Origin of the sequence: Nocardia sp. NPDC051052 (assembly GCF_044456045.1) — a bacterium.
GTDB lineage: Bacteria > Actinomycetota > Actinomycetes > Mycobacteriales > Mycobacteriaceae > Nocardia.
Window position 1 is genome coordinate 37393 of record NZ_JBITFL010000010.1, and the last position, 14131, is coordinate 51523.

The following is a 14131-nucleotide window of genomic DNA, read 5'->3' on the forward strand; positions in this document are numbered from 1 at the left end:
ACGCGACTCGGTAAGCCGCGCTACGCACCGAGATCGGCCACCGAGTCGAAGGCACCAACGGCCTAGGCGATGTCGCAGCACATCGAGTCGGCGGAGTTACCGGGAACAATATTTGAGTGCATTATGAGGGCATCTCGGTAGCATTGAGGGCATGGCGACTACCAAGACCCCCAAGGCCAAGTCGAAGACCACCAAAGCGGTCCGCAAGGCCGTACCGACAAACCTCAACGTGCGCAACCTTGACCCGTCGACCAAAGCGTCCATTCAGCGCCGCGCCAACCGTAACGGCCGGTCCATGGAAGCCGAGGTTCGCGCCATCCTCACGCGCGCAGCCGATGACGACGCCGATCCGGCCCCGGTGGTCAACCCGCTTTCCGGCGCGGCATTGCTGGGACGGCTGGCCCAACTACGGCAAGCACTCGATGGAGAGGTACCGGAAATCGGAGCACGGCACGAAGATTCGGCGACGTAGTGCTGATACTCGACACGAACGTTATTTCGGCAGCGATGATTCCGGAGAAGAATCCAGTCGTCGCGGCATGGCTGGCCACCCTCACCGACTTCTACACAACATCCATCACAGTCATGGAAGTGACAAAGGGCATCTACCCTATGGCAGAAGGCCGTAAACGTGACACGCTGATGGCTGCGGCTGACGCTGTGTTCGCCCCGCTGCTTCAGGCCGATCGCATCCTTACCTTCGACTACTCGGCCGCGTTCTGCTACGCCCATCTGATGTTGAAACGGCCGAAACCAACTGCCGGTGAAGTAACCGACGCACAGGTAGCCGCTATCGCCCTGGCCCATGACGCCATGCTGGTGACACAGAATGTGAAAGATTTCGCCGAACGCGGTGTGCGCGTGTTCGATCCGTCCACCGGCACCGAGCACTGATCGGCACACGACATCTCCGACAGGATATGCACTCCGAATTCGGTCGGCTGCGTTCGATTTACCCGCCGAAGCCCGCATTCGGATGTCGCGGGCCAATCGCGACATAGTGCCGGTTCAGCCCTTCGGTAGGCCGAGTCTGCGGTAGCGCTGTTTGCGGAGGGATTGGAGTTCGGTGTCGGGGCGGTCGCGGAGGTGGGTGAGTTCGTCGGCGATGGCGGCGCCCATGCGGCGGGCGAAGTCCACCGGTTCGTCGGCCGCGTCGGGGAATTCGGGCACGATGCGGTCGACCACGCCGTCGGCGAGCAGATCGGCGGCGCGGATGCGTTGCGATTGCGCCAGTTCCGGGGCGTGGTCGGTGTCGCGGTAGACGATGGCGCTGGCACCCTCCGGCGGCAGCGGGGCCAGCCAGCCGTGGGCGGCGGCCAGCACGCGGTCCGCGGGCAGCAGGGCCAGCGCGCCGCCGCCGGTGCCCTGGCCGAGCAGCACCGAGACGGTCGGCGTGGCCAAGGTCACCAAATCCGCGATGCAGCGGGCGATCTCGGGGGCCAATCCGCGCTCCTCGGCCTCCTTCGACAGGGCGGCGCCCGCCGTGTCGATCACCAGGACGAGCGGCAACCGCAACTCTTCAGCAAGCGCCATGCTGCGCCGCGCTTCACGCAGCGCGGCGGGCCCCATGGAGTACCCGCCCTGCTGCCCGGCGCGGTCGTGTCCGAACACCACGCACGGCTGGCCGCGGAAACGCGCCAGCGCGTGCACCACGGTGCGGTCGGACTCGCCCTGCCCGGTGCCGCTCAGCGGAACCCGTTGTGTCACATGGCGAAGCAGGTCACGAATGCCAGGACGGTCTGGGCGTCGCGATATGACCACCGACTCCCACGCCGAAACAACCGCGGCCGCCTGCTTCTGGTCGTGAATCGGAACTTGTTCGCCCGCAATTGAATTCGACATTCCGCCGAAGACACTGAGCGCGCGATGCGCGATGCGGCGGAAGATCGAGATCGTGACGACACCGTCGATAACGCCACGGCGGTAAAGGTTTTCGGCCGTCTGCACGCCCTCGGGAAACGGCTGGCCGTACAGGGCTTGATAGACGCGAGGTCCGAGGAAGCCGATCAGCGCGCCGGGTTCGGCAAAAGTCATGTGGCCCAAGGAACCCCACGAGGCGAACACGCCGCCCATGGTGGGGTTGCGCAGGTAGACCAGATAGGGATGGCCCGCCGCCTTGTGCGCGGCGACGGCACCGGCGATCTTCACCATCTGCACGAACGCGACGGTGCCCTCCTGCATGCGGGTGCCACCGGAGGTCGGCGAAGCGACGAGTGGCAGCCCGAGTTCGGTGGCCCGTTCGACCGCCGTGACGATCCGTTCGGCCGCGGCGACGCCGATCGAACCCGCCAAAAAGCCGAACTCGCAGGCGATTACGGCGACGCGCCGCCCGCGCAGCAGTCCCTCGCCGGTGAGCACCGACTCATCGGTGCCCGCCGCGACCGCAGCCTTGTGCAACGCCTCGCGGTATCGCGGGGTCGCGGCCACCGTGATCGGTGGCCGGTCCCAGCTGACATACGAGTCGGTGTCGAGCAGTTGCCCGAGCAGCTCGCGCGCAGAACTCTTCACCGAGGGAGCTTAACTACTCGGTATCGAACGGATGCGGACCTTTCGAGCGACCCGCAAGCACTCGCTGCCGACCCTTTCGAGCGACCTGCAAGCAGTCGCTACGGATGCCGCGCGAGTAACTCAGTAACCCTGCATCACCTTGCGCAACGCGTACTCGGTGAGCGCGACCAAGGCCTGCTTGGCCGGCTCGCGCCGCCGGGCGTCGATGGACAGGATCGGCACGTCCGCAGGCACCGCGAGGGCCTGCCGGATGTCCTCGATCGGGTATCGGGGCGCGTCGTCGAATTCGTTGAGCGCCACCAGGAATGGTAGGCCGCGCGCTTCGAAGTAGTCGACGGCCGCGAAGCTGTCCTCGAGCCTGCGGGTGTCGACCAGCACCACGGCGCCGATGGCACCGCGGATCAGGTCGTCCCACATGAACCAGAATCGGTACTGGCCCGGCGTACCGAAGAGATACAGCACCAGGTCGTCGGCGAGGCTGATCCGGCCGAAGTCCATCGCCACGGTGGTGGTCGACTTCATCGGAATGCCCGTCAAATTATCGATTCCGGTACTGGCATTGGTTACCAATGCCTCGGTGCGCAGCGGAACAATCTCCGAGACAGCACCGACCATCGTGGTCTTACCGACACCGAAACCACCGGCGACAACGATCTTCGCCGACGTTGGCTTGCTGGTGCGGGTGTCGACCTGCGCCGTCGAATCAAATACGCCGGAGTCCACTGAGAACCCTTTCGATCAGCTCGCGACGTTCATCGTCGCTGGAATCGTCTTTCAAAGTCGCCGAAACGCGTACATGCCCGGCCTCGATCAGGTCGGCAACCAGCACGCGAGCCACCCCGATGGGGATACCCAATCGGGCTGCTACCTCGGCGACGGACGGCGATTCTCTGCACAACTCCACGATTGACGTCTCGATGTTGGTCAGTTCGAACTGCCGCTCCAGGGCGACCGGATGCGATGCGACGAGTGCCTCCAACGCCAACTCGACCGCGGGCCTCGTTCGGCCTGCGGTCAACGAGTATGGGCGAACGAGACTGGGCTCGGCGCTCCCCAAGCGGTGATCTTCTATGTCCATCCCACCATCAGGAACCCATCGTGACGCGTGGCGTGGCCTGGACTGTCTGGCCGACCCGCTCGACCAACAACGCCATCTCGTAGCCGACCTGACCGATGTCGCACGACGTATTGGTCAACACGGCAAGGTACGAGCCGTCGCCGACAGCCATGAGTAGCAGGTAGCCGTGCTCCATCTCGACGACGGACTGCAGCACGGTGCCGCCCTCGAACAGGTTCGAGACACCGACCGAGAGGCTGGCCAGTCCGGCGGTGACGGCCGACAGCTGCTCGGCACGGTCGACGGGCAGCTGAGCACTCGCGGCCATGAGTAGGCCGTCAGCCGAGACCAGGACGGCATGGGCTACGCCAGGAACCTCGTTGGCGAAGTTCGAAACCAGCCAATCCAGCTGACGATTCGTACCACCTAGATCGGGGTTCATCGGTCTCCTTTATCTCCGGTTAAGTTCATTGCTCTCATTGCGCGGCCATCCCGGACGCCCTGCTGATGGCGACTCAGGCTGGACCTGATTGTTTCTGGATCACGGCTCGGTGCCCGATCCACCGCACCGTTGACGGCGCCCGGGACCAGCCTTCCGCCCGGATTGCGTTGCGGCAACCCAGCCGCCGTCCTTGTTTCGGATTGTGCCTCGCTGGCCGCGCGGGCCGCCTGCCAACCTTCATCACCCGGTGATTCGAAGGAGGCGGCCACGGTGGACCTGTCCATATTCGGGTCTGACAGCCATGCCGACATCATTTCCGCGAAAATTGGTGTTCCGCCCATGACGGAATCGCCGGTTTCGACTGCGGGCTGGAGCCTCGTCTGGAAGAACGACGCGGTCCTCGTCGGGTTGGCTCGGTAACTGTGCCTGCCTGGATCGCCTCCTGCGGCCTCCGCGTCCTTCGGCTGTTCGTCGTTGCCGGGCAGCGTACCCCGACCCCGTTGCGACAGACCAAGACCCGGCGATGTGTCCCGCTGCGGCAGACCCTCGCCCGGTTCGCGCTGCGGCAGGTTCGGCGGCACCTGGGTGCCCGGCTGGCGCTGCGGCAGTCCGGTCGGCGTCACGTCCCGCTGCGGCAGGCTCGCCGCCGCGGCGTGCCGCTGTGGCAGCCCGCCCGCGCTCGGATCGCGTTGCGGCAGACTCGAATCGCGTTGCGGCAAACCACCCGCGCTCGGCTCACGTTGCGGCAGACCACCGGCCGTCGGCTCACGTTGCGGCAGACCACCGGCACTCGGGTCACGCTGCGGCAGACCACCCGAAGCGGACTCCCGCTGCGGCAACCCGCCCGCGCTCGGATCGCGTTGCGGCAGACTCGAATCGCGTTGCGGCAAACCACCCGCGTTCGGATCACGCTGTGGCAGGCCACCGGACGCGGACTCGCGCTGCGGCAGCCCGTTCTCGCCACGCTGACGTCGCGGCAGGCCACCCGCTGTCGGCTCCCGCTGCGGTAGCCCGCCCGCGCTCGGATCGCGTTGCGGCAGCCCACCGGACGCGGACTCGCGCTGCGGCAGATCACCGGCACTCGGATCACGCTGCGGCAGCCCACCGGCGTTCGGATCGCGCTGGGGCAGACCACCGGCGTTCGGATCGCGCTGGGGCAAGCCCTCACGCTGCGGCAGCCCATTCGGCCCGGTCTGCCGTGGCGGCAACCCACCCGAACCGCTGTCCCGCTGCGGCAGCCCACCCGCGCTCGGGTCACGCTGCGGCAGTCCGCCGGGGGCGGAATCCCGTTGCGGCAGCCCGTTCTCGCCACGCTGCCGCTGCGGCAGCCCGCTCGGCGGCTGCGCAAGGCCACTGATGCTCGGCTGCGGCACGCCGTTGCTGCCCGGCTGACGCTTGGGCAGCTCGCCCGAATTCGCGTCCCGCGGCGGCAGACCCGTCACGGTCGGCTCGGCTGGGCCGCCCGGCTGGCGCGGCGGCGGCGGACCGCCGGGGTTGAGGTTGCGCTTGGGTAGGTTCGCGGCGGCGAGCTTGCCGCGCTGCGGTCCGCTGGCCTGCTGACCCGGTGCGGGTCGCAGCGTCGGACCCGCCTGCTGCGCGTTCGACTGCAGCCCGGACGCCATCGAATTGCCCGGCTGCCGCTGCGGCAGCCCACCACCGGCCGGAATCGGCCCGCTGGACGTGGCATTCGGATTGCTGACCGGGATCGGCCCGCTGACGCCGGGATCGACGGTCACCATGACGTTGCCGCCGGGAGTACGGGTGACCGACCGCATCTGCATCGACGACGGGGCGGACGGCCGCGGCCGCTCGGGTGTCTGCGGGGACGGGGTGACGGGCTGGGCCGTGATCGGCTTGCCCGCCACGATCAGCGCACCGGGAACGTGCACGGTCACCGTGACACCGGGATCGCGCGCGGTGTCGAAGGTGGGCCGCAGCCGCACCGTGAGACCGTGCCGCTCGGCCAGCCTGCCGACCACGAAAAGACCCATGTGCCTGGCGGTATCGGGGCCCGGCTCGGCGGTCTGTTCCAACCGCCGGTTGATATCGGCCATCTCCGACGGCGGCATACCGATACCTCGGTCGGCCACCTCGATGAGCATGCCCTGGTCGTGCGCCTGCGCGAAGGTGAACTTCACGTCGGTCTCCGGCGGGGAGGCACGCAGCGCGTTGTCCAGCAGCTCGGCGAACAGGTGCGCCATGTCGGAGGCGGCGGGCTCGACCAGCGAACCACGTGGCGTGGCACCCAGTTTCACTCGCTCGTAGTCCTCGACCTCGGAGATCGCGGCGCGCAGCACGTCGGCGATCTCGACCGGCGCGGACTTGGCGCGGCGCTGCCTGGTGCCGGCCAGGATGAGCAGGTTGTCGCCGTTTCGGCGCATGCGGGCGGCGAGATGGTCCAGCCGGAAAAGGTTTTCCAGCAGGCGTGGATCCTTCTCGTCGTACTCCATCGCCTCGATCAGGCTGAGCTGATGGTCGACCAGCGACTTGGATCGCCGGGCCAGCGTCTCGAACATGTCGTTGACCTGTGAACGCATCTGCGCCTGGTCGCTCGCCAGACGCAGCGCCTGGCCGTGGATGTCGTCGACGGCGCGGGCCAGCTGGCCGATCTCCTCGGTGCTGCGCACCGGCATCGGCTCGAGCGGAACCTCTTCCGGTGAGGCGCCGGTGCGGAGCTGGGCCACCTCGTGCGGCAGATCGCTTTCGGCGACCCGCAGCGCCGCGAGGCGAAGCCGGTGCAGCGGCACGATCATCGAGCGCGCGACGAACACGGCGAGCAACAGCGCGGCGAGGATGGTGGCCACGACGACGGCGGTGTAGGTCCACGCGTCGCGCTGAGCGGTGGACACCAGCGAGTTCATCGCGCCGTCGATGTCCTTGGTCGCCCGGCTCACCACGAGCTCGTACACCGCGAGGCTGTCGGTCAGCGATTTCTTCAATTCACCGACCGGAACCGTGCCTGCCTGCGACTCCGGACTGTTCAGCAGCGCAACGCGGGTGTCGATGCCCGCGCGCAGATCGGCGATCGACGTGTCGCCGTCGGAGAACCGATGCGACAGCACACCGAGCAGCGAGCGCTCGGTATTGGCCGCGGTGAGGAAGCCGGGTGTGCCGACCTTCGGGTTCTTCAACACATCCGGGAACGCGGCGACCTCGCCGACCAGCGTGGCCCGAGTGTTGAGCGAGTCGACCAGACGCAATTTGGCGGTGTCGACGGCGGTGTCGCTGACCTGACCGACCGTCGTCTCGACGATCCGCACGCTGTCGTTGCGCACCCGGTCGATCAGACCGATGGCGTCGGAAGTCGGCCCGGTGCTGACGTTCTTGCCTTGCTGGCGAACAGCTTTTGCCTGGGTGAGCATGCTGTCCAAGGCCGGGCGGGCACCGGAGACACCGCTCAACTTGTCAGCGGCCTTCTCCGCGTTGGCAATCGCCTTGTCGAGATCGGCGAGGTTCTGATCCGTCACCACGGACACATTCGCCGCGATGGCGATCATCTGCGAACCGACCACCGTCGCCGTCTGCGCGCTGAGCGCGGTGACGGCCGGGATGGCCTGGACGTTCTCCGCGACGTCGGCGAGCCGACCCGAGTTGGTGAACTCCGATGAAATCCTGGACACGCCAAGGCCTACCGCGACTGCCAGGGGGACGGCGAGAACTGCCGTCACCTTCCAGCGCAGGTCCCAGTTGCCGAGCGCCCAGCGCCTTCTGCCGGACCTAGCGGCCTCACGCATCTCCCACTCACTTTCCAAACTGGCCCCAACCACGCGCCATCAGCGAACCTCCACACGCATACTGGCTCGACAGGCGGAGCTGGCCGAGAACTGCGGCTGGCCGAGAAATTGCGTCTACGACGGCCCAAATAAGTGACATCAGATTCTAACGGATCAATAACTTCTTGGGTGACTCCGAGTAAGCATGCGATCCTTGACCTGGCCGTTCCAGGCAAAACCAAAGGTCACAACACCCACCCGGGCGTCGCGTGAAGTCTGCCACAATCAACCAGATCTATCGAGGCGGGCATCGAGGCGAGGCTAGGGAGTCACGGGTTTGAACGTGCGGCACGAGTACCGACCGGTCTATCAGACCAGCTTGGTCGACCCCGCCGAGTTCTGGGCCGGGGCGGCTGAAGCGATCGACTGGGTGGTGCCACCAACCCAGATCATCGACCCGGCCGCTCGCCCGGTGGCCAGGTGGTTCACCGACGCTCGCCTCAACACCTCCTTCAACACCCTCGACCGGCATGTGCACGGTGGCTCCGCGGCGGAGGGGGGCTTAGCTGATCAGCCCGCCTTAATATACGACTCCGCTATGACCGGCACCAGAGGCGTTTTCACCTACGCCGAATTGCTCGAAAAGGTAGCCAGATTCGCGGGCGCGATGAGCCGCCTCGGGGTCGTCGCGGGCGACCGCGTCATCATCTACCTGCCGATGATCCCCGAAGCCGTGATCGCCATGCTGGCCTGCGCGCGGATCGGCGCGGTGCACTCGGTGGTGTTCGGCGGCTTCGCGGCACCCGAGCTCGCCGCGCGCATCGACGACGCGGAACCCGTGTTGATCATCACAGCATCGGGCGGCCTGGAACCGGGCAAACAGCTCGAATATCCGCCGATTGTGTTGCAAGCCTTGGACCTCGCCGAGACCACCGCGCCGCGCACGGTGATCGTGAAGCAGCGGCCGCAGTTCCCGACGATCCACTTCTCCGCGCCGCAGGCCGCGACCGAATCGCTGCCGAGTTCCGCACAGACCGTCGCGGCCCAATGGCTCGATTGGGACGACGCTGTCCGAGATGCGCCACTGGCCGAGCCGGTCCCGGTCGCCGCGACCGATCCGCTCTACATCCTGTACACCTCGGGCACCACCGGGAAACCCAAAGGGGTGGTTCGGGACAACGGCGGACACGCGGTTGCCCTCGCCTGGTCCATGCGCAATATCTACGACATCGGCCCGGGCCAGGTGATGTGGACGGCCTCCGATGTCGGCTGGGTCGTCGGACACTCCTACATCGTCTACGCGCCGCTGCTGGTCGGCGCGACCACGCTGTTGTACGAAGGCAAGCCGATCGGCACACCCGATGCGGGCGCCTACTGGCGGGTGGTCGCCGAACACAATGTTCGCGTGCTGTTCACCGCGCCGACCGCGCTGCGCGCCATCCGCAAGGCCGATCCGGAGGCCGAGCTGGCACACCGCCACGACCTGTCGTCGCTGCGCGCGCTGTTCTGCGCGGGCGAACGACTAGATCCCGCGACCTATGCCTGGGCCGACGAGGTGCTGCTCGCCGATCGCACCGACTGCCCCGTGGTCGACCACTGGTGGCAGACCGAGACCGGTTGGCCGATCTGCGCGAACCCTCTTGGCCTGCAACAACTTCCGATCAAGGCGGGCTCAGCCTCGGTACCGGTGCCCGGTTTCCGGCTGCGGGTGCTCGATTCCGAGGGCAACCCGGTGCCGCCGAATACCGAGGGCAACATCGTGATCGGGCTGCCGCTGCCGCCCGGCACGCTCACCGGACTGTGGAACGACGACGCGCGCTACCAGCGTTCGTATCTGTCCGCCTACCCCGGCCACTACCTCACCGGCGACTCCGGTTACTTCGACGAGGACGGCTACCTCTACGTGCTCGGCCGCAGCGACGATGTGATCAATATGGCCGGGCACCGGTTGTCGGCGGGCAGCATCGAGGCGGCCATCGCGGGCCACGAGGCGGTGGCCGAGTGCGCGGTGATCGGGCTGCCCGACGAGCTCAAGGGGCACCGGCCGCTGGCGTACGTGGTGCTCAAGTCGGGGGTCGAGGTGGACCCGGCGCGGCTGCGCGACGAGCTGATCGAACGGGTGCGCTCGCAGATCGGCGCGATCGCCACGCTGCACGACGCCGTGATCGTCACCGCGCTGCCGAAGACCAGGTCGGGCAAGATCCTGCGGAAGACCATCCGGCAGATCACCGCCGGTGAGCCGTACGAAATTCCGTCCACCATCGAGGATCCCGCGGTGCTCGACGCGTTGGAGGAGCAGATCCACAACGCGAACCGAGTTGAGCCGGTGGCGACACCGGACGTGGGCTCACCCGCCTGACCTTCCTTGCGAAATCGTTCTCCCGCTTAGGGATTGGCGTGTGCTCAGAGATTCCTTAGAGAACGTTCACACAGGTGCCAGTGCGGCGGCCTAGCGTCGAGGACGCTAGGCACTAACCCCTCGACGAACTGGAGTCACACCCATGAAGCGTTCTGTTGGCCGTCCCGCCGTCGCCGCACTCGCCGCGGGCGGACTGGCCACCGTTGCCGTGTTGCTCAGCCCCGCGATCGCGTCGGCAGGCCCGATGGAGCTCGCCGGTCCGCTGCTGAGTTCGGACTGTTCGTTCACCCAGGTCGACGCCGCGCTGCACGACAAGGCGCCCCAGCTCGCCAAGATGCTCGACGCGAACCCGTCGCAGAAGGCCGAGCTGCAGCGCAAGTTCGATCAGCCGGTCGAGCAGCGCCGCGCGGAACTGCAGCAGGCCATCGACAACAACCCGGACGCGGTACAGCAGGCCCAGAACGACCCGCGCTACGGCCAGTTGCGCGAGACCATCCAGGCCGTCGCCGATTCTTGCCACAACTACTAACTGCTGTCTCTTCCCTGAAGATCACCGGTCGACTGATCTCGTGAGTACATGGGTAACTCGCTGGGTACCGGCTGACCTGCCCGCCGTCTCACCGCCGGACGCCGACGCCACAGTCGCGACACGCGAGTCTGGCCTGAAGTCTCGGAGAGGCGGGGGAGCAGAATGACTGATGTGACACCTATGACCCCGACCGTCCTCGTCGTCGATGACGACGAGGACGTGCTCGCGTCGGTCGAGCGCGGGCTGCGGCTTTCCGGCTTCCATGTGCTGGTGGCCAGGGACGGCGGGCAGGCGCTGCGCAGCGTGAACGAGCACGCGCCGGACGCGATCGTGCTCGATATGAACATGCCGGTGCTCGACGGTGCCGGGGTGGTGACCGCGTTGCGCGCGATGGGCAACGAGGTACCGATCTGCGTGCTCAGCGCGCGGGCCTCGGTGGACGACCGCATCTCGGGGCTGGAGTCGGGGGCCGACGATTATCTGGTCAAGCCGTTCGTGCTTGCCGAACTCGTCGCGCGGATCAAGGCGCTGCTGCGCAGGCGGACCGACACCCAGTCGCCGACCACGCCGGGCGCGATCACCGTCGGACCGCTGGAGGTCGATGTCGCGGGCTATCGCGCGCTGCTCAACGGCATCGAAATCGAGCTCACCAAGCGGGAATTCGAGCTGCTGTCCACGTTGGCGCGCAATGTCGGCGTGGTGCTGAGCCGGGAGCGGCTGCTGGAACTGGTGTGGGGCTACGACTTCGCGGCCGACACCAATGTGGTCGACGTCTTCGTCGGTTATCTGCGGCGCAAGCTGGAGGTGGATGGCGCGCCCCGGTTGCTGCACACGATCCGCGGGGTCGGTTTCGTGCTGCGGGCACCGAAGTGACGCCGGCACCCGCGTCGAAAACCCGTCGGCGCCCGGCCTTTTCACTACGCACCCGGGTCGCGGGCGCGGCGGCGGCCGGCGCGGTGGTGATCGTCTCGGTGATCAGCGTGATCAGCATCCACGCGATCGAGCGCAACAATATCCGGCAATCCGATCAGCAGCTCGCGGTCGCCGCGCGCATCGTGCCGATCGAACCGGTCATCATCGTCCGGGTCATCGGTTTCGTGCCCGGGCTGACCAACGACATCGCGGTCACCGTCCGGATGGACGGCAACGTCATCGCGAGCACGCCGACCCAATTGCCCGATCTGGCACCGGGTTCGCGGACGGTCACGGTCGGCGGCACGCCCTACCGGATCCTCTCCACCACCGAGAACCAGCCGCCCGGCCGGGTGGTGTCGATGGGCATCCCGGCCGCGTCGGCGGCCGCCGCGACCGCCGAGCAGCAGCGCTGGGTGCTCGGCGGCGCGTTGTTCGCCATCGCCGCCGCCGCGGCGCTCGGCTGGCTGCTGGCCGGGCGTGCGGTGCGTCCGATCGTGCGGCTCACCCGTCAGGTCGACGCGCGCAGCGGGCTGCCCGATCCGCGGAACCCGCAGACACCGGTGGACGGGTCGGGCGTGCGCGAGGCGGAACGGCTTGCCGACGCGGTGAATACCATGCTGCAGCGAGTGGACCAGGCACAATCGGCGACCGCCGCCGCGCTGGAGACCGCGCGCGATTTCGCCGCCGTTTCCGCACACGAGCTGCGCACGCCGCTCACCGCCATGCGCACCGATCTGGAGGTCTTGCGCACCCTGGACCTGGACGAGGCACAGCGCGCGGAGATCCTCGCCGACCTGCAACGCAGCCAGGGCCGGGTGGAGACCACCCTCGCCGCGCTGGAACGGCTGGCCACCGGCGACCTCACCAACGAACGCGACCACGTCGCCACCGATGTCGGCGACCTGTGCGACCAGGCCGCGCACGACGCCATGCGGCACTTCCCCGGGTTGAAGGTCCGCATCGACAGCGATACCGAGCTGGTCACCCGCGGCCTGCCCGCGGGCCTGCGCCTCGCGGTGGACAACGCGCTGGCCAACTCGGTCAAGCACGGCCGCGCCACCGAGGCGCTGGTGTCCGCGCACCGAGCACCGAACGGCCACATCGTCATCAGCGTCGACGACAACGGTCACGGCATCCCACCGCACGAGCGCCAGGCCGTCTTCGACCGCTTCTTCCGCGGCAGCCAGGCCAGCAAGGGCGGCTCCGGCCTCGGCCTCGCCCTGGTCGCTCAACAGGCCCAATTGCACGGCGGCCAAGCCTATTTCGACGATGGCACGCTGGGCGGCATCCGCCTCGTCCTCGACCTGCCCGCCCCCGCTACCCGCTGAGCGGCGCGCCCGCGGTCCTTAGCGAACTCTCATAGAATCGCCAGCGCAGGGGTTATGCGGGGGTTCTATGGTCGGGCTGTGATCGGAAAACGCGCCCGCTGGGGTCTTCTCGCCGTTGCTCTTGTCAGTGTCGGCGCGCTCGGCGCCGGGCTCACCGCGTGCAGCCGATCGGACCACGGGCCCACCGGTATCGCCCTGGTCAACGCTGATGCGGGGCCGACGGGGGCGAAGGTGATCAAGGCGTTGCAGGACGCGGGCGGTTACGAATGGACCGCGGCCAAGCCTGGCGAGGCAAGCACCGACGACTACGCCGCGGTGATCACCCTGCCCGCCGACCTCACCGAATCCATGGGCACGCTGGCCGGGACGCAGCCGCGCCGGGCCAAGGTCACCGTGGACACGCACCGGGGCGCGGACTCTGATCTGGTGAACGGCGCGGTCACCGAGGTAACGCACCGGGTCGGCGCGGCGGGGGTGGATGCCGCGCTGTCCGCGGTCGGGCAGGCGCGCAGCCAAATGACGCAGGCGCAGTTCACCGCGCAGTTGCTGAAGGCCGGGGTGAGCGCGGCCGCCGCGGGCACCGAGCAGTTCAGCTCGGGCGCGGGCCAGCTGCTCGGCTTCCTGAACTTCGCCAAAGAGGGTTCGGCACAACTGACTTCGGCCATCGCGCTGCTCAACTCGACCGTCGACGGCGCGACCGCGCAGGCGAATCAGCTTGCCGCCGCACTGGATTCGACCGGCATCACGATCGCGCAGGTGGAGCAGACGGCGAATACGGTGAGCTCGGGCCTGGACCAGATTCTGCCGCCGCTGCGCGCGCTGCCCTTCGCCGACGATCCGGCGCTGGCCGACATCATCAAGAAGCTCGAAGCCCTGCATGGCATTTCGGGTCAGGCCGGGTCGCAGCTCAGCGGCCTCGGCTCGCTGGTGGGCGGCGCGGTCGACCCGAACACCGATCTCGGCACCCTGCTACACACCGTGGTCGACCGGTTGACCAGTGCCAGTGCGCAATTGAACGAAGGCGCGAAGCTGGCCACGGACCTGCCCCGGCTCGCCGACGAGGGCGGGACCCAATTGGTCAGCGCCATCAGCCAACTCACCGGCGGCGTCACCCAGCTGCAGACCATCGTCGGCAACCTGAGCGCGCAGACCGACAAGGCCGTCGAGGCACTCCCCCAGCGCAGCAGCGCCCAACAGTCTGCGCTGGCACTCGCGCTGACCGATCCGGTCGAGGTTGTCCGACAATAGAAATGGCCCGCACCCCGGAGATCTGGAGCACG

General features: G+C 67.7%; 12 protein-coding genes. 7 read left to right on the forward strand and 5 right to left on the reverse strand.

Translation table 11 applies throughout. The annotated features are described in order from the left end of the window. The first annotated feature begins 151 nt into the window (after nucleotides 1–151). Complete coding sequence (locus tag ACIBCN_RS30785; RefSeq protein WP_396995218.1) at nucleotides 152–472, forward strand: FitA-like ribbon-helix-helix domain-containing protein; 321 nt, start codon at nucleotides 152–154, stop codon at nucleotides 470–472. Then, complete coding sequence (locus ACIBCN_RS30790; RefSeq protein WP_396995219.1) at nucleotides 472–894, forward strand: type II toxin-antitoxin system VapC family toxin; 423 nt, start codon at nucleotides 472–474, stop codon at nucleotides 892–894. The genes ACIBCN_RS30785 and ACIBCN_RS30790 overlap by 1 nt, the downstream gene beginning before the upstream one ends. Before the next feature lie 114 nt (nucleotides 895–1008). Here the strand turns inward: ACIBCN_RS30790 and ACIBCN_RS30795 are convergent, their stop codons facing one another. The 5 genes from ACIBCN_RS30795 to ACIBCN_RS30815 all read right to left on the reverse strand — a co-directional run bounded on the left by ACIBCN_RS30795 (nucleotide 1009) and on the right by ACIBCN_RS30815 (nucleotide 7741). Then, nucleotides 1009–2508 carry a carboxyl transferase domain-containing protein gene (locus ACIBCN_RS30795; RefSeq protein WP_396995220.1) on the reverse strand — a complete coding sequence of 500 codons (1500 nt, stop codon included), beginning with the start codon at nucleotides 2506–2508 and terminating at the stop codon, nucleotides 1009–1011. A 120-nt stretch (nucleotides 2509–2628) separates the two neighbouring features. Beyond that, on the reverse strand, nucleotides 2629–3231 hold the full coding sequence (locus ACIBCN_RS30800) for an ATP/GTP-binding protein (protein WP_014981574.1): 603 nt from the start codon (nucleotides 3229–3231) through the stop codon (nucleotides 2629–2631). After that, nucleotides 3212–3586 carry a DUF742 domain-containing protein gene (locus ACIBCN_RS30805; protein WP_040731099.1) on the reverse strand — a complete coding sequence of 125 codons (375 nt, stop codon included), beginning with the start codon at nucleotides 3584–3586 and terminating at the stop codon, nucleotides 3212–3214. The genes ACIBCN_RS30800 and ACIBCN_RS30805 overlap by 20 nt, the downstream gene beginning before the upstream one ends. A gap of 7 nt (nucleotides 3587–3593) precedes the next feature. Next, complete coding sequence (locus ACIBCN_RS30810) at nucleotides 3594–4007, reverse strand: roadblock/LC7 domain-containing protein (protein WP_011207200.1); 414 nt, start codon at nucleotides 4005–4007, stop codon at nucleotides 3594–3596. Continuing rightward, a complete protein-coding gene (locus tag ACIBCN_RS30815) occupies nucleotides 4004–7741 on the reverse strand; it encodes an ATP-binding protein (protein WP_396995221.1) in 3738 nt (1245 codons plus the stop codon). The genes ACIBCN_RS30810 and ACIBCN_RS30815 overlap by 4 nt, the downstream gene beginning before the upstream one ends. Before the next feature lie 316 nt (nucleotides 7742–8057). On the opposite strand from ACIBCN_RS30815, the gene ACIBCN_RS30820 reads away from it, so the two are divergent. The 5 genes from ACIBCN_RS30820 (at nucleotide 8058) to ACIBCN_RS30840 (ending at nucleotide 14099) form a co-directional block, all read left to right on the forward strand. Further along, entirely contained in the window at nucleotides 8058–10079 is a 2022-nt protein-coding gene (locus ACIBCN_RS30820) for an AMP-binding protein (protein WP_396995222.1), read from the forward strand. 142 nt (nucleotides 10080–10221) lie between these two features. Beyond that, nucleotides 10222–10608: a hemophore-related protein gene (locus ACIBCN_RS30825; protein WP_396995223.1), complete on the forward strand. Its 387-nt coding sequence runs from the start codon at nucleotides 10222–10224 to the stop codon at nucleotides 10606–10608. Between the two features lie 162 nt (nucleotides 10609–10770). Further along, nucleotides 10771–11481 carry a response regulator transcription factor gene (locus ACIBCN_RS30830; protein ID WP_396995224.1) on the forward strand — a complete coding sequence of 237 codons (711 nt, stop codon included), beginning with the start codon at nucleotides 10771–10773 and terminating at the stop codon, nucleotides 11479–11481. After that, entirely contained in the window at nucleotides 11478–12851 is a 1374-nt protein-coding gene (locus tag ACIBCN_RS30835; protein ID WP_396995225.1) for a sensor histidine kinase, read from the forward strand. Before ACIBCN_RS30830 ends, ACIBCN_RS30835 begins: the two co-directional genes overlap by 4 nt. Nucleotides 12852–12929: 78 nt before the next feature. Beyond that, the gene (locus ACIBCN_RS30840) at nucleotides 12930–14099 is read left to right on the forward strand and encodes a hypothetical protein (protein ID WP_396995226.1); all 1170 of its coding nucleotides are present in this window, start codon (nucleotides 12930–12932) and stop codon (nucleotides 14097–14099) included. The last annotated feature ends 32 nt before the right edge of the window (nucleotides 14100–14131 follow it).